This is a genomic window from Saliphagus sp. GCM10025317, assembly GCF_042663665.1.
In the GTDB taxonomy this organism is placed as follows: Archaea; Halobacteriota; Halobacteria; order Halobacteriales; family Natrialbaceae; genus Natronosalvus.
Window position 1 is genome coordinate 2,434,451 of sequence record NZ_JBHTAQ010000005.1, and the last position, 18,869, is coordinate 2,453,319.

General features: G+C 63.7%; 15 protein-coding genes, 1 tRNA gene and 2 pseudogenes. 12 read left to right on the forward strand and 6 right to left on the reverse strand.

Going from position 1 to position 18,869, the window contains the following annotated elements:
• Positions 1-38: 38 nt before the first annotated feature.
• Together dnaJ and dnaK are read right to left on the reverse strand one after the other, a co-directional pair.
• Positions 39-1,202: a molecular chaperone DnaJ gene (gene dnaJ / locus ACFQS4_RS13930; RefSeq protein ID WP_497902065.1), complete on the reverse strand. Its 1,164-nt coding sequence runs from the start codon at positions 1,200-1,202 to the stop codon at positions 39-41.
• A gap of 204 nt (positions 1,203-1,406) precedes the next feature.
• Positions 1,407-3,323: a molecular chaperone DnaK gene (dnaK, locus tag ACFQS4_RS13935; protein WP_497902066.1), complete on the reverse strand. Its 1,917-nt coding sequence runs from the start codon at positions 3,321-3,323 to the stop codon at positions 1,407-1,409.
• Between the two features lie 458 nt (positions 3,324-3,781).
• On the opposite strand from dnaK, the gene ACFQS4_RS13940 reads away from it, so the two are divergent.
• Complete coding sequence (locus ACFQS4_RS13940) at positions 3,782-5,701, forward strand: right-handed parallel beta-helix repeat-containing protein (protein ID WP_497902067.1); 1,920 nt, start codon at positions 3,782-3,784, stop codon at positions 5,699-5,701.
• 200 nt (positions 5,702-5,901) lie between these two features.
• Here the strand turns inward: ACFQS4_RS13940 and ACFQS4_RS13945 are convergent, their stop codons facing one another.
• Positions 5,902-6,651 (reverse strand): peptidoglycan DD-metalloendopeptidase family protein, encoded by a 750-nt coding sequence (locus tag ACFQS4_RS13945; protein ID WP_497902068.1) that lies wholly within the window; start codon positions 6,649-6,651, stop codon positions 5,902-5,904.
• A gap of 352 nt (positions 6,652-7,003) precedes the next feature.
• Positions 7,004-7,077, reverse strand: a tRNA-Lys gene (locus ACFQS4_RS13950).
• Between the two features lie 149 nt (positions 7,078-7,226).
• Between ACFQS4_RS13950 and ACFQS4_RS13955 the strand changes: the two genes are divergently transcribed.
• Positions 7,227-8,696, forward strand: coding sequence for a DHH family phosphoesterase (locus ACFQS4_RS13955; RefSeq protein WP_497902069.1), 1,470 nt, complete (start codon positions 7,227-7,229; stop codon positions 8,694-8,696).
• A gap of 54 nt (positions 8,697-8,750) precedes the next feature.
• Here the strand turns inward: ACFQS4_RS13955 and ACFQS4_RS13960 are convergent, their stop codons facing one another.
• Positions 8,751-9,044, reverse strand: coding sequence for a PRC-barrel domain-containing protein (locus tag ACFQS4_RS13960; protein WP_254157076.1), 294 nt, complete (start codon positions 9,042-9,044; stop codon positions 8,751-8,753).
• Positions 9,045-9,213: 169 nt separating this feature from the next.
• Here ACFQS4_RS13960 and ACFQS4_RS13965 point away from each other — a divergent pair, with 169 nt between their 5' ends.
• From ACFQS4_RS13965 to ACFQS4_RS14010, 10 genes and pseudogenes are all read left to right on the forward strand, one after another.
• Positions 9,214-9,939 (forward strand): HD domain-containing protein, encoded by a 726-nt coding sequence (locus tag ACFQS4_RS13965; RefSeq protein ID WP_497902070.1) that lies wholly within the window; start codon positions 9,214-9,216, stop codon positions 9,937-9,939.
• A complete protein-coding gene (locus ACFQS4_RS13970) occupies positions 9,863-10,726 on the forward strand; it encodes a cyclase family protein (protein WP_497902071.1) in 864 nt (287 codons plus the stop codon). The genes ACFQS4_RS13965 and ACFQS4_RS13970 overlap by 77 nt, the downstream gene beginning before the upstream one ends.
• Positions 10,726-11,091 carry a hypothetical protein gene (locus tag ACFQS4_RS13975; protein WP_497902072.1) on the forward strand — a complete coding sequence of 122 codons (366 nt, stop codon included), beginning with the start codon at positions 10,726-10,728 and terminating at the stop codon, positions 11,089-11,091. Before ACFQS4_RS13970 ends, ACFQS4_RS13975 begins: the two co-directional genes overlap by 1 nt.
• Positions 11,092-11,193: 102 nt before the next feature.
• Positions 11,194-11,733 carry a peptide-methionine (S)-S-oxide reductase MsrA gene (gene msrA, locus ACFQS4_RS13980; protein ID WP_497902073.1) on the forward strand — a complete coding sequence of 180 codons (540 nt, stop codon included), beginning with the start codon at positions 11,194-11,196 and terminating at the stop codon, positions 11,731-11,733.
• An 82-nt stretch (positions 11,734-11,815) separates the two neighbouring features.
• The gene (locus tag ACFQS4_RS13985) at positions 11,816-12,568 is read left to right on the forward strand and encodes a helix-turn-helix transcriptional regulator (protein ID WP_497902074.1); all 753 of its coding nucleotides are present in this window, start codon (positions 11,816-11,818) and stop codon (positions 12,566-12,568) included.
• Between the two features lie 69 nt (positions 12,569-12,637).
• Positions 12,638-13,443: pseudogene (locus tag ACFQS4_RS13990) on the forward strand (cob(I)yrinic acid a,c-diamide adenosyltransferase).
• Between the two features lie 105 nt (positions 13,444-13,548).
• Positions 13,549-14,313 carry an ABC transporter ATP-binding protein gene (locus ACFQS4_RS13995; RefSeq protein ID WP_497902075.1) on the forward strand — a complete coding sequence of 255 codons (765 nt, stop codon included), beginning with the start codon at positions 13,549-13,551 and terminating at the stop codon, positions 14,311-14,313.
• A 52-nt stretch (positions 14,314-14,365) separates the two neighbouring features.
• Positions 14,366-15,796, forward strand: coding sequence for a hypothetical protein (locus tag ACFQS4_RS14000; RefSeq protein WP_497902076.1), 1,431 nt, complete (start codon positions 14,366-14,368; stop codon positions 15,794-15,796).
• A gap of 51 nt (positions 15,797-15,847) precedes the next feature.
• Positions 15,848-17,242, forward strand: a complete 1,395-nt coding sequence (locus ACFQS4_RS14005; protein ID WP_497902077.1) for a bifunctional metallophosphatase/5'-nucleotidase — start codon at positions 15,848-15,850, stop codon at positions 17,240-17,242.
• 35 nt (positions 17,243-17,277) lie between these two features.
• Positions 17,278-17,688, forward strand: coding sequence for a universal stress protein (locus tag ACFQS4_RS14010; RefSeq protein WP_497902078.1), 411 nt, complete (start codon positions 17,278-17,280; stop codon positions 17,686-17,688).
• A gap of 108 nt (positions 17,689-17,796) precedes the next feature.
• On the opposite strand, the pseudogene ACFQS4_RS14015 reads toward ACFQS4_RS14010, so the two are convergent.
• Positions 17,797-18,791: pseudogene (locus tag ACFQS4_RS14015) on the reverse strand (mechanosensitive ion channel family protein).
• Positions 18,792-18,869 lie beyond the last annotated feature (78 nt).

Here is an 18,869-nt window from a genome sequence, read left to right on the forward strand (position 1 = left end):
ATTAGAGACGAGAAGTGAGAGACTCGAGAAACGAGAACTTAGAAACTCCGCTTGATCTTCTCGAAGAAGCCCTCGCTCACCTCGATTTCCTCACCGCCAGCCTCGGCGAACGCCTCGAGCGCCTCTCGCTGCTCGTCGTTGAGCGACTCCGGCGTGACGATCTGCACGCGGACGTAGAGGTCCCCCTGGCCGTACCGCCGCAGGCGCGGCATCCCCTTGCCCTCGAGGCGGAACGTCTCCCCGCTCTGGGTTCCCTTCGGCACCTCGAATTCAACTGATCCCTCGAGCGTCGGCACCTGCACGCTGTTGCCGAAGGTGGCCTGCGGGAACGAGATCGGCAACTGGTAGTGGAGGTCGTCGCCCTCGCGTTCGAACTCGGGGTGGTCGGCGATCGAGATGTCGATCAACAAGTCGCCGTGGGGCCCCCCGTTCGGACTCGGGGCGCCCTCGCCCTCCATCCGGAGGGTCTGGCCGTCGTCGATGCCCGCTGGAATTTCGACGGACAGCGAGGCCTCGTTGCGAACGTACCCCTCGCCGCGACAGTCGTCGCAGGTTTCGGAGTACAGCGTCCCCTCGCCCTCACACCGGGGACAGGTCGTCGTCTGCTGGACCCGGCCGAGCGGCGTCTGTTGGACCTGGGTTACCTGCCCGCGACCCTGACACTCCGGACAGGTCGACGCCTCGGCCTCGGGCGGATGGCCCTCGCCGTCGCAGGTCTCACACGCCTCGGGGCGCTCGACCGTGAACTGCTTTTGGACGCCCTCGAACGCCTGCTCGAGGTCGATCTCGAGGCCCGTTCGGAGGTCTCGGCCCTTGCGGGGCCGGTTGCGACCGCGGCCGCGGCCACCGCCGCCGAAAACCTGCTCGAAGATGTCGCCGAGGCCGCCGCCCATGCCACCCATACCGCCCATGCCGCCGAACGGATCGCCGCCCATGCCGCCTGGGCCACCACCGCCGGCATCGAACCCGTGTTTCTCAGCCTGTTCGTACCGATCGTGGCCCATCCGGTCGTAGGCCTGGCGCTTCTCCTCGTCGGTGAGCACCTTCTTCGCCTTCTGGATCTTTTTGAACTTCTCTTCGGCGTCCGGATCGTCGCTGACGTCCGGATGGTACTCCGTGGCCTTCTTCCGGTACGCCTTTTTGATTTCCTCGGCGGAGGCGTCCTGGCTCACGCCGAGCACGTCGTAGAAGTCCTCGCTCATTCGTTATCCACTGGTATACCGTTGAGACACTTGAAACGACCGTTCTGCGTTCACTGCTCGAGCGAGGATAGAGTCGTGAAAGCGAGACAGCGAAAATCAGCTGATCGCTGACGGTCGGTTCAGATTAGCTTTCTGCGTTCCTCCTCGCTTTCGTCGGTTTTGTCGACATCGTCAGAGGCAATCTGACGAAACGACGAAACCGCCTCAGTCTTCGTCCTCTTCGTCGACGTCTTCGAAGTCGGCATCGACGAACTCTTCGCCCTCGTCGTCGCCAGCCGCACCGCCGGGGCCGGGGTTCGGGCCGCCACCCATGCCCGCGCCGGCTCCAGCGGCGCCCGCACCGCCTGCGCCACCAGCGCCGCCGGCACCCGCCGCAGCCGCCTCCTGGTAGATCTGCTTGCCGATCTCCTGAAGCTCCGTGCTCAGGTCCTCGGTCGCCGATTCGATCGCCTCGGCGTCGGCGTCCGAATCGTCGATCGTCTCCTCGAGATCGTCGACCGCGGCCTCGATGCTCTCGCGGAGGTCGTCGTCGACGTCGTCGTTCTCCTCGAGGAGCGTTTCGGCTCGCTGGATCGTCGCCTCGGCCGTGTTTCGAGCCTCGATACGGTCGCGACGCTGCTTGTCCTCCTCGGCGTGTTCCTCGGCCTCGCGCTGCATGCGCTCGATCTCGGCGTCCGACAGTCCGGCACCGCCCTCGATGGTGATCTCCTCGCTGGTGCCGGTTCCCTTGTCCTCTGCGCTCACGTTGACGATGCCGTTCTCGTCGATGGAGAACGTGACCTCGATCTGGGGCGTTCCCGCGGGCGCGGGCGGAATACCGGTCAGGTGGAACTCGCCGAGCATCTCGTTCTTGTTCGCGAGTTCGCGCTCACCCTGGAAGACCCGGACCTGGACGGACGTCTGGTTGTCCGCCGCGGTCGTGAAGATCTTCGACTCCTCGGTCGGAATCGTCGTGTTCTTCTCGATGAGGCGCTCGAAGAGGCCGCCCTTGACCTCGATTCCCAGGCTCAGGGGGGTGACGTCGAGCAGGACGATGTCGTCGACCTCGCCGCCCAGCACGCCACCCTGGATCGCTGCGCCCAGCGCGACGGCCTCGTCGGGGTTGACGTTCTTCTGGGGCGCCTCGCCGATCAACTCCTCGACCTGTTCGCTGACCTGAGGCATCCGAGTCGAACCGCCGACGAGAATGACCTCGTCGATGTCCTCTTTCTCGTATCCCGCGTCCTCGAGGGCCTGTTCGGTCGGTTCGACCGTGCGCTCGATCAGATCCGAGGTGAGCGATTCGAACTTCGCGCGTGTGAGGGACTTCTCGAGGTGGATGGGGCCGTCGTCGGTGGCCGTGATGAACGGCAGGTTGATCTCGGTCTCCTTGCGCGAGGAGAGTTCGATTTTGGCCTCCTCAGCGGCGTCCTTGAGCCGTTGGAGGGCCTGTCGGTCCTCGCGGAGGTCCATACCGTGTTCGTCCTCGAACTCCTCGGCCAGCCAGTCGATGATCGCGTGGTCCCAGTCGTCGCCACCGAGGTCGTTGTCCCCGTTGGTCGCGACGACCTCGTAGACGCCGCCACCCAGGTCGAGGATGGAGACGTCGAAGGTACCGCCACCGAGGTCGTAGACGAGAACCGTCTGGTCGGAGTCGTCGTCGAGACCGTAGGCCATCGACGCGGCCGTTGGCTCGTTGATGATGCGCTCGACGTCGAAACCGGCAATTTCGCCGGCGTCTTTGGTCGCCTGGCGCTGGGTGTCAGAGAAGTACGCCGGGACCGTAATGACGGCCTTCTCGACGTCGTCACCGAGGTACTCCTCGGCGTCGCGCTTGATCTTCTGGAGGATCATCGCCGAGATCTGCTGGGGCGTGTACTCCTCGCCCTCGATCTCCACGGTGTAGTCCTCCTCGCCCATGTGGCGCTTGATCGACGCGATGGTCTTCTCCGGGTTCTGGATCGCCTGGTTCTTCGCCGGTTTGCCGACGAGGCGCTCGTCGTCATCGGTGAACGCAACGACGGAGGGCGTCGTTCGGTCGCCCTCCGCGTTGACGATAATCTCCGGATCGCCGCCTTCCATCACCGCGAAGGCGCTGTTCGTCGTCCCGAGGTCGATTCCGAGAATCTTGTTACTCGCCATCTGGTCCCCATTTGTGCGCACTTTGGTTTAAAGGTTACTACACGACTCGAGGTGGCGAATATAATCCACGTTTAGCGGCGTGCTCGCCGGATTGCGGTGGCCTACGAGTGATAGACGGTCGGTGGGACGATGTCGACTCGTTCTCGAGAAGACGGTATTCCTATCGAAGTGATGGTACTCGTCGAACGACCGTTATCAAGGTCTGTAATGCGGATTAAACAGGTTCGTTCGCCTCGAGAGAACAACGTCGAGAACAGTCCGATCTTCGTAGAATTCCATTCAGGGGCATCGAGTATTTCGATGCTAATCGGACGCAGAGACGACTTACATTAGCTCAAGAGTTCTTTCATGTACGGCTTAATTAATAGCTATTCATTCACACACCGTTGAATATCACAACAAATGCCCAATTATTGGACGAGAAAGTTTATGTATCATTGGTAAAGTCCCCTGACTGTATGGCACGCGACACTCCGGTCGACTCGAGTAGCGATCAGCTACCTAAACGTAATCAACGCCAAACGACTGATGGAATCCTCCATCGGCGTTCGTATCTCAAACTCGCTGGCTCGGCCGTTGGCCTAGCCGCCGGGGCAGGAACGGCGGCGGCCGCCACTGACGCCGAAGCCGACGTCAACATCGTCGATGCTGGTGCGGATAATTCCGGGAACACGTCGATCAACGACGTTCTCGAGTCCGTTCATGAGAATGGTACGACGATTTACTTTCCACCAGGAGAGTATCGTCTCGATTCCTTCCGGAACGGGGCGGACAACTGGACGTGGGTTGGCGAGGACGCAACGTTCGTCGTTCCATCCCACGTCACCGAGGGGTACCTCCACCTGACGGGCAACGGCTGGACCATCGACGGCATCGACATCGACTTGTCCGCCGATGGCGCGGCCCCAGTCAACTTCCTTCACGGCGGCGACTGGACGTTCAGGAACGTCGAGTTCGTCGGGCGGATGAGCGACCCCTCGAGTCGCGCCAACTCGGAGCTCCTCTACATGGACGCCGAACGCAGCACCCAGGGGCTCGTTGAAAACGTCCGCGCGATGGACGGCTCTGCGGCCGTCGACGACTCGTCGAATCGCGGCGGACTACAAATCGTCGGCTCCGAGGGTGACCTGACGCTGCGAAACGTAGCGGTCTCGGGCTTCGCGAACAACTCGATGTACTTCCACAACATGCCCGGTCACCTGTTGATCGACAACTGCTACCTCGAGGACACGAACACGGGTATCAGAATCGGTGGGAACACGACGGTTCGAGATACCGTGTTCAACCAGTCGCAAGCCCCACCGGCACGATGGTCTGGTGCGAGCGCGGCGCGCGGTATCTGGATCAACTCGAATAGCTCGACTTCGGGTGACATCACCATCGAAGGCTGTGAGTTCGTGATGAGCGATCCGAGTGGTGCCCACGCGATTTATACGTCGAATTCCCACGAGGGAATCGAGATCCGCGATTGCGTGATTCGCCAGGATAGCAACTTTTACGCTGTTCAGCTCGCCGAGGGCGGCTCAGGACAGACAGTCATCGAGAACGTCTCAATCACCGGCGACTCCTCGAAGGCGGGCATCTACCTCAGCGGTCGGAGCGGTGCTCGACTGCGCAATCTTTGTCTTCAGAAAGCCGGAGACGGCATCCGCGTTCGGAACTCGAGCGACGTTCAGATCGAGAACTCGACGATCAACGTCACCGGAACGTCCATCAGTGGAAGCCCGGCCACGAGCGGCATCTCGAATAACGGGACGTGTCCGGTCCCGGACGGCGACGGGGCACCGGAGGAGACGAACGACGAAAATCCTGGGAACGACGACGAACAAGAAGAGACGACGGAACCCGACGGAACGCCGATCCGTCTCGAGGGCGAAGCTGAGTACCGAATCGCCGTCAGCGGTGACATCCAACCGGCACCCGAGATCGCCCAGTGGGTAACCGAGGGCGAACAGTACGGGGACAGCGAGGTCGACTGGTACCTCACCGGCTCGTGGACGGAGTGGTACTTCACCGGCGAGATCGAGGCGTTCGAACTCGAGAACGTCGAGGAGCTCACCGTCTACCTCGACGGAGAGGAGGTGAACCCGGACGATCTCGGGGCGTCCAACGACACCGGATCGGCGGAGAAGACTATTCGACTCGAGGGCGAGTGCGACTACCGGATCACTGTCAGCGGTGACATCCGTCCGGACGAGTCGATCGCCCATTACGTGACTGAAGGCGAGCAGTATGGCGACGGCGAGGTCGACTGGTACCTTACCGGCTCGTGGACGGAATGGCACTACACGGGCGAGATCGAGACCTTCGAAGTCGACTCGACGGACGACCTCTGCGTGTACGTCAACGGCATCAGAGTCAACACGAACCGGTTGTAGTCATCGATAATCGCGGTCATTTCTCGTTTTCTCCAGTTAAACTCTCCCGAGGTCGAATTCTCCCGGTTCCTCGAGAGAACCAGAAACGGTGTACCGACGGTAGGATCCGGATACCGGCTAGTAAAACCGCTTTAGCCCTCGAACGTCACTGACGGCCTCAGTGGGTTCACCTAGTACTGACACTACGGCAGGCTGTAAGTTCAGATATCGGGATAGTCTTTCGGTATTCTGGTGCCTGCAGTGACGGTTTCGCCGTCGTAGCCAGGAATCGAGAGGTGGTTGCCGTTTCGTTCGATCGTGAAGTGCAGGTGAGGACCGGTCGAATTACCGGTGTCGCCCATGCCACCAATCTTCTGACCACGCGCGACGCTCTCTCCTTGCACCACGTCGAAGCTGTTCAAGTGGCAGTACATCGTCTGGTAGCCATTTCCGTGCCCCAGTTTGAGGTAATAGCCACAGCCATCCGCCTGGTAACTTCGGACGTCCACGACGCCGCTGTGGGCCGCGTAAATCGGTTCGCCGATGTTGCCGTTAGCGCCGAAATCCACTGCGTAGTGACCAGGACGAGCGCCGTACGGAGACGTAATGTATCCGGTAATCGGCCAGTCGAAGTCCGATTCCGAACCACCGCCGGAGGTGGACTGGAGGTACCGTTCGACCGACCAGCCCCACACGTTCCGGTCGAGCCAGTGGACTCCCCACCACCGGTAGCCGTCCTTGTCGATCGGTCCGTTCATAATCTCGCCGACCTCGCCGTTGTTCAGTGTGGCGACGATTGGTGAGTCGGTGCCGGGTTGTTCCCGAGTGTTCAGTGCGCTCGCGGTAACTTCGACGCGCTCGCCGTCGCTAAACGCGCTCGCCGAACCGCTCAGGGCCGCGGTTCCGGTGATTCCGGTCGCGGCAATTCCGATCGATTTGACGACTGAACGCCTGCTGAATTTTCGCGACATAGCCAGACACAAAATATAGTCGTGCATGTTTAATAGTTACTGTTTTTGACACCTCTATTATATAAATTTCTAATTAATAGACATTCAACTATTGATAGATTCGCGCTGTGTCTTCAGTGATACTGTGAAAACACGTCGCACCTCGAGGATTTCATCAGGCCCGAATTTCCTCTGTGGCTCAGAACGTCTCTCTTCCGCAGGGTAGCGCTTGAATCGGAGTCCGATACGCTAGCGCAGAAAGCGGTCCGGGCACGATTTGAACACACGGTCGTTCCGCTTCGCTTCACTCCCTGCGTTCAAATCCCGCCGGATCCAGTACCTGTCGCTCACGGGTTTGTTCGCGACAGGATAGCGGGCCGGGCGCGATTTGAACACGCGACCGTCTGATTAAGAGTCAGACGCTCTGCCTAACTGAGCTACCGGCCCTGTACATTCGAGTTTTTGCCCGCCGCTCAAATAGGTTTCCTTTAGGAAGCAATGTGGCACGCACGGACACGCCATCGGCCGGACAGTGCAACGACAACCGTAACCGTCTTCGGGAACGTTAAGTACAGTCGGTTCAACCGGACTGTCACATGAGTACGGGGGTTACAATTTCGTCGATTTCGGACTACGCGATCCTCGGGTGCGGGAGCGTCGGCTACGCCGTCGCCGAGGAACTCGCCGAGCAGGGAAAAGACGTCCTGATCATCGACCGCGACGAAAACCGCGTCGAGTCCCTCCGTGACCAGGACCTCGACGCCAGAACCGCCGACATTCGCGAGGTCGAGGCTGCCAACCTCGTCGCCGACCGCTCGGTCGTCCTCATCCTCGCCTCCGACGTCGAGGCCAACAAACAGGCCGTCGAGCACATTCGCAACGTCAACGGCGACCAGTTCATCGTCGCGCGCGCGAGTGATCCCGTCTCCGGCGACGAACTCGCCGACCTCGGGGCCGACATCGTCATCAACCCCTCGACAGTTATCGCCGACTCCGCGCTGCGGGCCCTCGAGTCCGGCGAACTCGAGCACAACGCCGCGACCCTCGCGGGCCTGCTCGAGGAGACGACGGGACGGCTGGCGATCCTCACCCAGCCCAGTCCCGACCCCGATTCGATCGCCAGCGGAGCGGCGTTGCAGGCGATCGCGGCCCACCTCGGCATCGAATCCGACATCATCTATCTCGGAGATATCGGCCACCAGGAGAACCGGGCGTTCGTCAACTTACTCGGCATCGACCTTCTGCAGTGGGACGACGTCGAGGACCAGTCGGTCTACGACACCGTCGCGCTCGTCGACCACACGAGCACCGAGGACCTCACGCTCGAGGTCGACGTGCTAATCGACCACGCCGAGCCCGAGGAGGGTCTCGAGCCCTTCTTTACCGACATTCGACCCAACATGTCCTCGACCTCGACGATCATGACGAAGTACATCCAGGAGTTCGACATGAACGTCTCCGAGGAAGTGGCGACGGCGCTGCTCTACGGCATCCGCGCCGAAACCCTCGACTTCAAGCGCGACACGACGCCGGCCGATCTGACTGCTGCCGCATACCTCTATCCCTTCGCGAACCACGACACGCTCGAGCAAGTCGAGTCGCCCTCGATGTCGCCCGAGACGCTCGACGTGCTGGCCGAGGCCATCGCGAATCGGGACGTCCAGGGGAGCCACCTCGTCTCGAACGCTGGCTTCGTCCGCGACCGGGAGGCGCTGATGCAGGCCGCGAGCCACCTCCTGAACCTGGAAGGCGTGACGACGACGGCCGTCTTCGGGGTGGCGGAGGAGACCATCTTCCTCGCCGCTCGCTCGAAGGACATCCGAATGAACATCGGGAGCGTGCTGGCCGACGCCTACGGCGAGATTGGCGAGACGGCGGGCCACTCGACGCAAGCCAGCGCGGAGATTCCCCTCGGGATCTTCACGGGAATCGAAATCTCCGACGACACGCGCGAGACGCTCCTGACGCTGACCGAGGAGGCCGTGAAGCGAACACTGTTCGACGCGATGGGCGTCGAGGGCGAAGGTAACGGGAGCAGGACGGCCCGTTCTCGTCGGGAGAGATAGAAGCGAGTTTGTGAACCGCGTCCGTGTCCGTATCCGTATCCGCGTACCGCCAGCCTACGCGACCAGTTCGTCTTCTTCCTCGTCCGGTTCCTTGACGCGTTCGACGACGTCGGTCACGAGGATGATGTCGCCGACGGATCGTACCCACCGGTACGGCAGAATGACGCCGCGAGCGGTGGTGACTTCGTCGCCGAAGAGTTCGTAGTTGAGTCCCCCCAGTGCCAGTCCGGTGACGGCTTCGCCGCCGACGTTCAGTCGCAGGTCCTCGACTTCGCCGACGAAGACGCCGTTGTTCGAGTAGACCTCGCGTCCGACGAGCGAGGTAATCTCCTGTGGAGTGTCGTCCATGTATCCACCCATGCACGGCGGACTCTTAATTCTTAGTCAGACAGTCCGGCGTTCGAGTGGGTGTTCGTCGGTCACTCGATCACTCGAGCTCCCGAGTTCGCGCGGCCGGTCGAGGATGACCCGGCAGCCGTTCCCGAACGATTTTGTCGGCGGCCACGAACGAGTGCCCATGAACGACGTTTTCGAGCGGGTTCGTCCCGTCGCCAGAACCTACTTCGACGACGCGGTGACGCCGGCCCACGACTGGCACCACGTCAGGCGCGTCGAAACGAATGCGCGCCGCCTCGCTGCCGAACGGACGGACGTCGACCAGGACGTACTGCTGTTGGCTGCGGTTCTCCACGACATCGGCCGACCGAAGGAAGATGCGGGCGCCATCGACGACCACGCCGAGTGGGGCGCCCGCGAGGCCCGGACGATTCTCGAGTCGGTCGACCACCCTCCAGAGTCGATCGACGCCGTCGCTCACTGCATCCGCGCGCACCGCTTCTCGAACGACGTCGACCCCCGGACGGCCGAGGCACGCCTCCTCTCGGACGCCGACAACCTGGACGCGCTCGGAGCCATCGGCCTCGCGCGCACGTTCTCCTACGGGGGCGAACTCGGAACGACGATTTACGATCCCGGCCTCCCGCCGGCCAAGGACGACACGCGCGCCGGCGCGACCAGCGTCAATCACGTTCACAAGAAGTTGCTTCGATTACCCGAGCGAATGTACACGCCAGAGGGGCGGGCCGTCGCCGAGGAGCGCGCTCAGGTCGTCGAATCGTTCCTCGAAACGCTCGAGCGCGAGGTGAGCGGCGAGGACGAGGTGAGTGGTGAGCCGAGCAACCACGACTCGAGCAGCGAGCCACTGGCGCAAGACTCGAGCGAGGAGCAAGGGGACGGAGCGTGAGTCGATGACCGTCCACGACCTCTCGTACCCACTCGAGACCGGCATGCCCGTCTACCCCGGTTCGCCGCCGGTCGCGGTCGAACCCGCGACGACCGTCGCGGACGACGGCTACGCGACCACGGACCTCTCGTTCGATTCTCACACGGGGACGCACGTTGACGCGCCCGCACACATGCGGGCGGACGGCACGACGCTCGATCACTTCGACGTGGAACGGTTCCGATTTCGGGCCGTTCTCGCGGATTGCCGCCCGCTCGAGCCTCGAGAACCGATCGGGGCGGGCGACCTCGAGCGGACGGTGGCTGAAAGTATGAACGTAGACGGAGACCCCGACCTCCTCATCTGCCGAACTGGCTGGGAAACCCACTGGGGAATCGATCGAGCGTTCGACCATCCCTACCTGACCGCGTCGGCCGCCGACTGGCTAGCCGAGCGCAAACTCGACCTCGGCATCGACGCGATGAACGTCGACCCGACGCCAGGAAGCGACCCCGCCCCGGACGAACCGGACGGCTACCCATTCCACCGTACAATGTTCGCCGACGACCGGGTTCTCCTCGAGAACCTTCGGGGCTCGAGGCGCTCCCCACCGGCGAGGCGTTCACCGTCCACGCGTACCCGCTCGCGGTCGCGAACGCCGACGGCGCCCCCGTTCGGGCGGTCGCCGTGCTCGAGTAAGACGGGAGAAAGCGAGATGGGCGAGGGTGAGATAATTGAGAGCGAGACGACCGAGAGCGAGCCGTCGTCTCAGAACGCTTTTCCCCCGATCGGTCCTTGCTCGAGGTGATGGCAGATCCCGCCCAGTTCCTGGTCGCCCTCGTCGGCGCCGTTCTCGTCGCCGTCGCCACCATCGTCGTCTACCGGGACGCCGACCGCCTCGAGTTCGAGCGCCCGTGGCTGTGGGCCGCCGTCGTCGCCGCCCCGATGCTCCTCGCGCTGTCGCTCCACATCGTGATCGGGACCGTCCCGATCCCAGGCCTGCTCGTGCTCGTGGTCGCGGGGCTCGCCTTCTACGCGTTCGAACGCGACGACGCGGTCCACGGCGACGATACTGCCGATCCACACGTCCTCCCTGGCGGGTCCGATGCAGGTGATGGGACTCCACCAGGCGAATCCGATGCGGAGACCGGCGAAGGCGAAGGCGATCGGTGACCGACGATTCAGATACCGGCGAACGCGACGACGATCGGTAACCTGATGTCAGAACGACCGAAATCCCGCCACACCTTTTGCCGGCCAGCACGTACGGCGTCCATGGAACGAGCGACCCTCGGCGGCGGCTGTTTCTGGTGTATCGAGGCGGCGTACAAGGAACTCGAAGGCATCGCGTCGGTCACGTCGGGCTATGCGGGCGGCCACGTCGAGGACCCGAGCTACGAGGCCGTCTGCAGGGGCGAGACCGGCCACGCGGAAGTCGTCCAGCTCGAGTACGACCCCGACGTGATCGGGTACGACGAGATACTCGAGGTCTTCTTCACCGTCCACGATCCGACACAGGTGAACCGACAGGGACCGGACGTCGGCACCCAGTACCGATCGGCAATCTTCACCCACGACGACGAGCAACGCGAACTCGCGACGGCGTTTATCGAGGAACTCGAGGCGGAGGGCGTCTACGACGACGAAATCGCGACCGAGATCGAACAGCTCGAGGCGTTCTACGAGGCCGAGGCGTACCACCAGGATTACTTCGAGAAGAATCCCACGGATGCCTACTGTCGGATGCACGCCGCGCCCAAAATCGACAAGGTTCGCGAGAAATTCACCGAGCGTGTAGCCGAATCGACGCAGTAGGAGTGGCAGACGGAACCGTTTCGAACCTGGCAACTCCCGAGAGTTATTACTCCTCGCCACGAACCACGAGACGAACTGATGCATGGACGAGTTACTTGCAGCACGAAACGCCCTCCTCGAAGCCCTCCTCGAAACGCCACGGACGAAACCCGAACTCGTCGACGAGCTGTCCACGTCCCGGTCGACGATCGACCGCGGGATCGCGTCGTTGCTCGAGACCGGGTGTATCGAACGACGCGACTCGGCGTACCTCGCGACCGAGACTGGCCGACTCGCCTGTCGCGCTCGACGAGACTATCTCGCCGACCTGGAGCAGATCGAACGGGCCGAACCGATCCTGACGGAACTCCCCCTCGAGTCGATCGACCTATTGTTCCTTCGCGAGGCATCGATCGACGTGCCGAGTCCGCAGGCGCCGTGGACGGCCCTCGAGACGAGCATGCGTCACATCCGTGATGCGTCGGCGGTGTACGGTACGGCCCCAGTGGTCTTCGACCTCTACTTCGACGAGTTCCTGGAATCGATTGAGAACGGCGGGTTACGCGCGGAATTGATCCTCGACCGGAACCTGTTTTCCTCGCTCGAGGACGACCAGCACGACCGGCTTCGGGAGATTATCGAAGCGGACTGCGGTCGGCTGTACACGACTGCGCTCGAGACGTCGTACGCTATCTGGATCGCCGAAGGGGAGACCGTCGTCGCCGGACTAACGGTGTACTCCGAAAACGGGCTCGCGGGCGTCCTCCGAACCGACGACCCCGAGAGCGTCGACTGGGTTCGCGAACAGTACCGCGAACGCCGAGCCGAGTCCGAACTCGTCTGGAACCCCGACTGAGGTCGGTCGACGCGGGGAGACAGCGTTCGATGGCACAAACGGTTAGGTCGTGACGGCCCGAGATGACCCATGGACGGACCAGAGGTAAACGGCGGCGAGCGTGAGGGCGACAGCAATGGTGAGAGTCAGGGCGACAGCGATGGCGGGCCGGAAGCCGGGACCGACGTCGACAACGCACTGGAGGCAAGGGCTGACATCGAGAACGAGTCCGACGTCTTCGAGAACACCCCTGGTGGCGGAACCACGCCCACCGCTCGACCGATCACGCCCGATGCCCCCTCGGAGTTCGGCCTGGTGCAGGTGTGGTGGGGCGACGGCAAGGAAAGACCACGGCCGCGATGGGACTGGGGCTGCGGGCCGCGGGAAACGGCTTTCGGGTCCACATGCTCCAGTTCATGAAAGGCGGCGCCTCGAGCGTCGAGGCCGTTCGCGGCGAGTACAACGCCATCGAGTCGCTTCCCGGGTTCAGCTACGAGAACCTCGGCCACTACGGCTGGCACGGGATGGCCGACGGCAGCGACGACGTCGACCACGAGCGCGAGGCCAGATCCGGACTCGAGCGTGCTCGCGACCTGGTGGCGGCGGCGAACGAAGCCGACCTGACGACGCCGTTTCCGCTCGACTCCGATCCCGACGACGGCGTCCACATGCTCGTTCTCGACGAGATTCTCTACGCGGTCGAGAGCGAGCTCATCGAGCCCGAATCCGTGGTCGAACTTCTCGAAACTAAACCGGACTCGCTCGAGGTCGTGCTTACGGGCGGACACACCGAACCGGCGTACCTCCTCGAGCACGCCGACCTCGTGACGGAGGTCGCCAAGCGTCGTCATCCCTTCGACGACGGCCAGCGGGCGCGGCGCGGGACGGAGTACTGACGCTGGACTGTGTGCTGACTGTCCGAAAACGACCCGTCGTGCTGTCACTCCTCGACAAAACGGACAGTACAGTTATGGGGAACGCCCGATGAATCCTCCACAGCAATGGTCGCGCTCCGCGTCACCGGACTCGAGAAGTCGTTCGGGTCGGTGACCGCACTCTCGGAAATGAGTTTCGCCGTCGAGTCGGGCGAACTCTTCGGCTTTCTCGGCCCTAACGGCGCCGGCAAGACGACGACGATCGGCATCCTCACGGGCCGACTCGCGCCCGACGCGGGCGAGGTGTCCGTCCTGGGGACCGATCCCACGAGCGAGCCGGTCGAGACGCGCCGACGCGTCGGAATCCTCCCCGAGCAACAGTCGCCGCCGAGCTTCCTGACGCCGCGCGAGTACTTCGAGTTCGTGGGCTCGATCCGCGGACTCGAGCCCGACACCGTTTCCGCCCGCGTCGACACCTGGGCCGACCGCCTCGGCTTCGCGAGCAAACTCGAGACGCTGCACACCGACCTCTCGCGAGGCCAGCAACAGAAGGTCATGATCACGCAGGCGTTCCTCCACGAACCCGACCTCGTCTTCATCGACGAACCGCTCGTCAACCTCGACCCACTCGTCCAGGAGCGGGTGAAAGCGTTCCTGCTCGAGTACGTCGACCGCGGACACACGATTTTCGTGTCGACGCACAACGTCGACGTCGCAGAGGCCATCTGCACCCGCGTCGGGTTCGTTGCCGACGGGACCTGCCGGATCGTCGAGACGACCCCCGACGGTGGCGGACTTCGCGAGCAATTCCTCGCGTACGTCGAGACGACCGATTCCGAGGACGTACCGACGCTCGAGGGTGAGGACTCGACCCCGGCGCCGCGACAGTAGCCCCGCTGACCCACGAACCCACGTACTACCGTACTCACGAACTACCGATCCCATGTCCACGTCCCACGATTGGCTCGTCTTCCGCGCGCTCGCCCTCGAGGAGTGGCGACTCCACGCCCGACTGTTCGGCGGCCGACGGTTCTACGCCTTTCCGCTCGTCGTCGCGACTCTCGTCGTCGCTGGCGGGTTCGCCCTGCGCGAGACGGGCTACGCGACCGATTCGATTCTGGCCGGCGTCCACGTCGCCGCCCTCGCGTTCGGCCTCTACAGCGGCACCGCCGCCTTCGCCGGCTCGGACATGCTCGAGAACGTCTTCGGCGACCTCTCCTTGCTCCTCTCGAGTGCGGACACCCTGCCGCTGTCCCGACGACGGTTGCTCGCACACTTCCTGCTGAAGGACGCCCTCTTCTACGGGGTGACGATGATTCTGCCGCTCTCGCTGGTGGTCGTACCGCTCGAGGGGCTCTCGGTTTCGACGCCAGGGAACGTCATCGGGCTCTGGCTCTCGCTGTGGCTCGTCTTCGCTGCCGGAATGACGGCGACGCTCGCCCTCATCGCTCTCCGAACCCGAGGACTCTCGACCCGGGGCGGACTGCTCGGCGTCCTCGCAGTCGGCGGCGCGTGGTTGGTCGCGGGCCGCCCGCGCCCCTCCGTCTCCGTGACCGACCTCGTCCTGACCGGGGTGCCGCTCTGGCTGACTGCCTCCCTCGTCGCCGTGCTCGTCGTGACCGCCGCACTCTCCGTGCGAGTCTACGATCCCGCGTACGCGCGCCCGACGCGGACGTACCGCCAGCGCTTTCGGAGCCTCGAGTCGTTGCCCGGAAGCGACCCCCTCGTCGCGAAGACGCTGCTGGACCTGGCGCGCTCGAGCGGCGGCATCTGGAAGCCGCTCGTGTCGGTGGGAATCCTCCTCGGCCTCGTCGTCGTGCTCGTCGGGGTCGTTCGAGACGGTGTCGGGATCGAACCCGCGCTCGGCCCGTTCTTCGGGAGCGTGCTCGGCCTGTCGGCCTTCACGACCTACAACTGGCTGACCCAGTTCGACGCGGTCGAGTCCTACGCGGCCTACCCCGTCTCGGTTACGGCTGTCTTTCGGGCGAAGCGAGTCGCCTTCTACCTCGTCGGCCTCCCGACCATGACGCTCGCCTACCTCGTTGCACTCGCCTGGGCTCGACCGCCGCTTCTCGACGCTGCCGTCGGGTTCGTGCTCCTCGTCGGCCTTGCGCTGTACTACTACGGATTGACCGCCTTCGTCGCCGGCTTCGACCCCAACGAGTTCCTCTTCGACGCGGTCCGGTTCGGCGCGTTCACCCTCGGCGTCGCCATCGCCCTGGTGCCGACGCTCGTCGTCGGCTTCGTCGCCGTGCCACTTACTACCGCCGTCGCGGCCGTACTGACTGCGATCGGCTGTATCGCCGGGGCGCTCGGGTGGTGGCTCGCCGTCCGTTCGGAACCGCGGTGGACGCGTCGGTACCGCCGCGGGTGACGATGACCCAAACCGACGGAGCAAAGACCGTCGAATCGAAAGGACCGTCGAATGCCCGCTCGCGTCCTCCAGTACTCCGACGTCGAAAACGCCTGCGACGAGCCCGCACGGATCGGACGGCTCGCAGCCGCCCTCCAGCGGTACCGGGACGAGGACACGGTGGTCGTTGGCACCGGTGACAACACGGCACCCGGCGTGTTGCCGCTCGTGATGGAGGGGAGACAGGCCCTGGAATTTTACGACGCCGTTGACCCCGACCTCGAGACCTTCGGCAACCACGACTTCGATTTCGGCGTCGATGCGACTCGCGAAATAGTCCGCCACTCCCCGCAGACTTGGCTGACCGCGAACGTGCGGCGCAACGGCGGCCCGTTCGGGTCGGACGTTGGCGTCCGGCCGTGGACCGTGCTCGAGCGAGACGGGACGCGGATCGGTTTCACGGGAGTCACGACGCCGCGGACGGTGTCGCTGAACCCGATGGCGACGGACATCGACGTTCGCGACCCCGTCGAGACGGCGCGGGCGGCGATCGACGACCTTCGCGACGAGGGGGTCGACTACGTCGTCGTCTGCTCACACCTCGGGCGAGGCGACGACGCCCTCGCTCGGCAGGTCGACGCCGACGTCGTCCTCGGGGGGCACGTTCCGAGCGCCCGGAACGAGGTCGTCGAGGGGACGCTACTCACGCGACCCGGCGACGGCGGGACGGCGATCGTGGACCTTACGTTCGAGCGCGACGGGCCGACTGCAACGATTCGGCAGACGACCGAACTCGAGCCCCACGAGGACGTGGTCCGGTCGTTCGAAGCCCTCCAGGCCGAGACGGGACTCGACGAAGTAATCGCCCGCGTCGACGAACCGCTCGATCGGTCCGAGACGACGCTCTTTGGCGGCGAGGCCAGGCTCGGGAACTTCGTCACCGACGCCTACCGCTGGAAGACCGGGGCCGACGTCGCTATCCAGAACAGCGGCGGGCTCAGGACCGGGACGACGCTCTCGGGTGACGTCACGGTCGCCGACGTGATCAGCCTCGTCCCGTTCGAGGAACCCGTCGCCGTCGCCGAGGTCAGCGGTTCGACGCTCGAGGCCATTTTCGAGGGTGGCGCCGGACTCGACCTGGGCTTCGCCGAACCGGACTGGTGGCACGCCCAGGTGAGCGGCGCCGTCCTCGAGTGGAACCCGACGGATCACCGCGTCGTCGTCGACAGCGTCGGCGGAGAACCGCTCGATCCCGACCAGTGTTACCGCGTAGCAACCTCCGATTACCTCTTTCACACCGACGACGAGTTTCCCGCGCTCGACCCGGCGGATCGCGTCAAGCGAACCGAGGTTTGCCAGTACGACGTGCTGGTCGAATACGCCAGACGGCACGGCATCGACCCCGCTATCGAGGGGCGCGTGCGTCGACTCGAATCACGACTCGAGTCGAGCGAACGCACCGAGTGAAACGTTTACCACTACGGACCGCGTTTCCTCTCGTGATGACTCTGGTCGTGGTCCCCGTTCGGTACCCATTAACGAACAATTCTCGCCGCACGCTCGAGGAGGCCATCGAGGTCGCCCGCGAGCGGAACGCGGCTCTCTCGGTGTTGCACGTCAATCTCTATCAGAACGGCAAGACGGTGACGCGGTCGGATCTGAAATCGGCTGTCGAACGCCAGTTCGGTCGTCTGGAGAACACTCGATACGTCGTTCGATCGGGATTTCTCGTCGAAGAGACGATTCTCGACGAAGTCGCCGGCGAAGAGGCGGACGTCGTCGTCGTGGGCACCAAACAGGTGAGCCGCTGGCGACGCATCATCGGACGGGTGATGGACAACCCTAACATCGAGCGGTACCTCAAGAACCACCTCGAGTGCGAAGTGATCACGGTCGGCCAGGCCATCGCGTAGGCTGAGTCAGGGACCCTTTTGTGGCGAGACTGCCCCGCTCGTTGTAACCCGGGCTGGACGGCTACTGGTCGAGATCGGAGTCCGTGTCTCGAACGGGTCGATCGTGGGCTATTCGTTCCCGTCTCCATCCCCGTCGGCAACCTGTTCGTGTTTTCGGCTCGTCGGCCGGGGCTCGAGTTCGCGGTCGACCTGCGCGACCCGGGCAGTACCACTGGTTTCGTCGAAGACGTGGTGGGTGTGCGGGTAGGCGAACTCGACTCCTCCGCGCTGAACCGGTCGCGGATTGCTCGATTGACCGCCGAGCGGACGACCGTGATCTTGTACGGGTGGTTCACCCAGAACCGGACCTGTAGGGTGACGCCGCTGTCGCCATACTGGAGGACGTCACACGTCGGCGAGGCGGCGTACCGGGCGCTCCCGATGCGAATGTCCGGGCCGCCGGCGATCACGTTGTCGACGCCTCGCGTTGCTCGTTCGGAGACGCGTATAGCCGTCTCGAGGTCGCTCTCGTAGGTAATCTCGAACGAGACGGACAACCGTGTCCGTTCATCCTCCGCGGAGAAGTTGACGACGTCCCGGGCGTTGATCTCCGAGTTCGGGATGACGATGAACGTGTTCTCGAGCGTGAATATCTTCGTGTAGCGGATCGTGATGTCTTCGACGAACCCCCGGTGGCCGCTGTCGGTGACTTCGATCATGTCGCCGATTTCGTAGGGCTGGTCTGAGAGGACGAACAGGCCGTTGATCAGGCTGCCGACCAGGGGCGCGAGCACGATACCCACCATGGCCGAGATGACCGTCACCGGAAGCAGGATTTCGACGCCGGTCAGACCGAGGATGTTGGCCGCAATCAGGACCGTGAATGCGATGACCGTGATTCGAACGGCCCGAAGGACCGTTCGCGTCACCGACGGCCGTTCGATTTTTTGGGCGATCGTCCGGCCAGTGAGACGAACGACGACCTTCGAGAGGTACCAGCCGACGAGCAGCACGAAAACGGCGAACGCCAGGTCGACGACCCCGGGTGGAATCCAGTCGGGAGCGAGTGACCGGAGCCCCTCCTCGACGGCCGTCTCGTTGCCACCCGTGGCGTTCTGCAGCATACCCTCACTGTCAGGGGCGTCGTGGTTAAGCGTTCTGAAGGGTTCGACACTGGGTACTCTGTTCTGGAATCAGGTGCT

Coding starts and splice junctions, on each gene's coding strand:
- dnaJ (WP_497902065.1), bottom strand. CDS start 1,202: ATGAGCGAGGACTTCTACGACGTGCTCGGCGTGAGCCAGGACGCCTCC.
- dnaK (WP_497902066.1), bottom strand. CDS start 3,323: ATGGCGAGTAACAAGATTCTCGGAATCGACCTCGGGACGACGAACAGC.
- ACFQS4_RS13940 (WP_497902067.1), top strand. CDS start 3,782: ATGGCACGCGACACTCCGGTCGACTCGAGTAGCGATCAGCTACCTAAA.
- ACFQS4_RS13945 (WP_497902068.1), bottom strand. CDS start 6,651: ATGTCGCGAAAATTCAGCAGGCGTTCAGTCGTCAAATCGATCGGAATT.
- ACFQS4_RS13955 (WP_497902069.1), top strand. CDS start 7,227: ATGAGTACGGGGGTTACAATTTCGTCGATTTCGGACTACGCGATCCTC.
- ACFQS4_RS13960 (WP_254157076.1), bottom strand. CDS start 9,044: ATGGACGACACTCCACAGGAGATTACCTCGCTCGTCGGACGCGAGGTC.
- ACFQS4_RS13965 (WP_497902070.1), top strand. CDS start 9,214: ATGAACGACGTTTTCGAGCGGGTTCGTCCCGTCGCCAGAACCTACTTC.
- ACFQS4_RS13975 (WP_497902072.1), top strand. CDS start 10,726: ATGGCAGATCCCGCCCAGTTCCTGGTCGCCCTCGTCGGCGCCGTTCTC.
- msrA (WP_497902073.1), top strand. CDS start 11,194: ATGGAACGAGCGACCCTCGGCGGCGGCTGTTTCTGGTGTATCGAGGCG.
- ACFQS4_RS13985 (WP_497902074.1), top strand. CDS start 11,816: ATGGACGAGTTACTTGCAGCACGAAACGCCCTCCTCGAAGCCCTCCTC.
- ACFQS4_RS13995 (WP_497902075.1), top strand. CDS start 13,549: ATGGTCGCGCTCCGCGTCACCGGACTCGAGAAGTCGTTCGGGTCGGTG.
- ACFQS4_RS14000 (WP_497902076.1), top strand. CDS start 14,366: ATGTCCACGTCCCACGATTGGCTCGTCTTCCGCGCGCTCGCCCTCGAG.
- ACFQS4_RS14005 (WP_497902077.1), top strand. CDS start 15,848: ATGCCCGCTCGCGTCCTCCAGTACTCCGACGTCGAAAACGCCTGCGAC.
- ACFQS4_RS14010 (WP_497902078.1), top strand. CDS start 17,278: ATGACTCTGGTCGTGGTCCCCGTTCGGTACCCATTAACGAACAATTCT.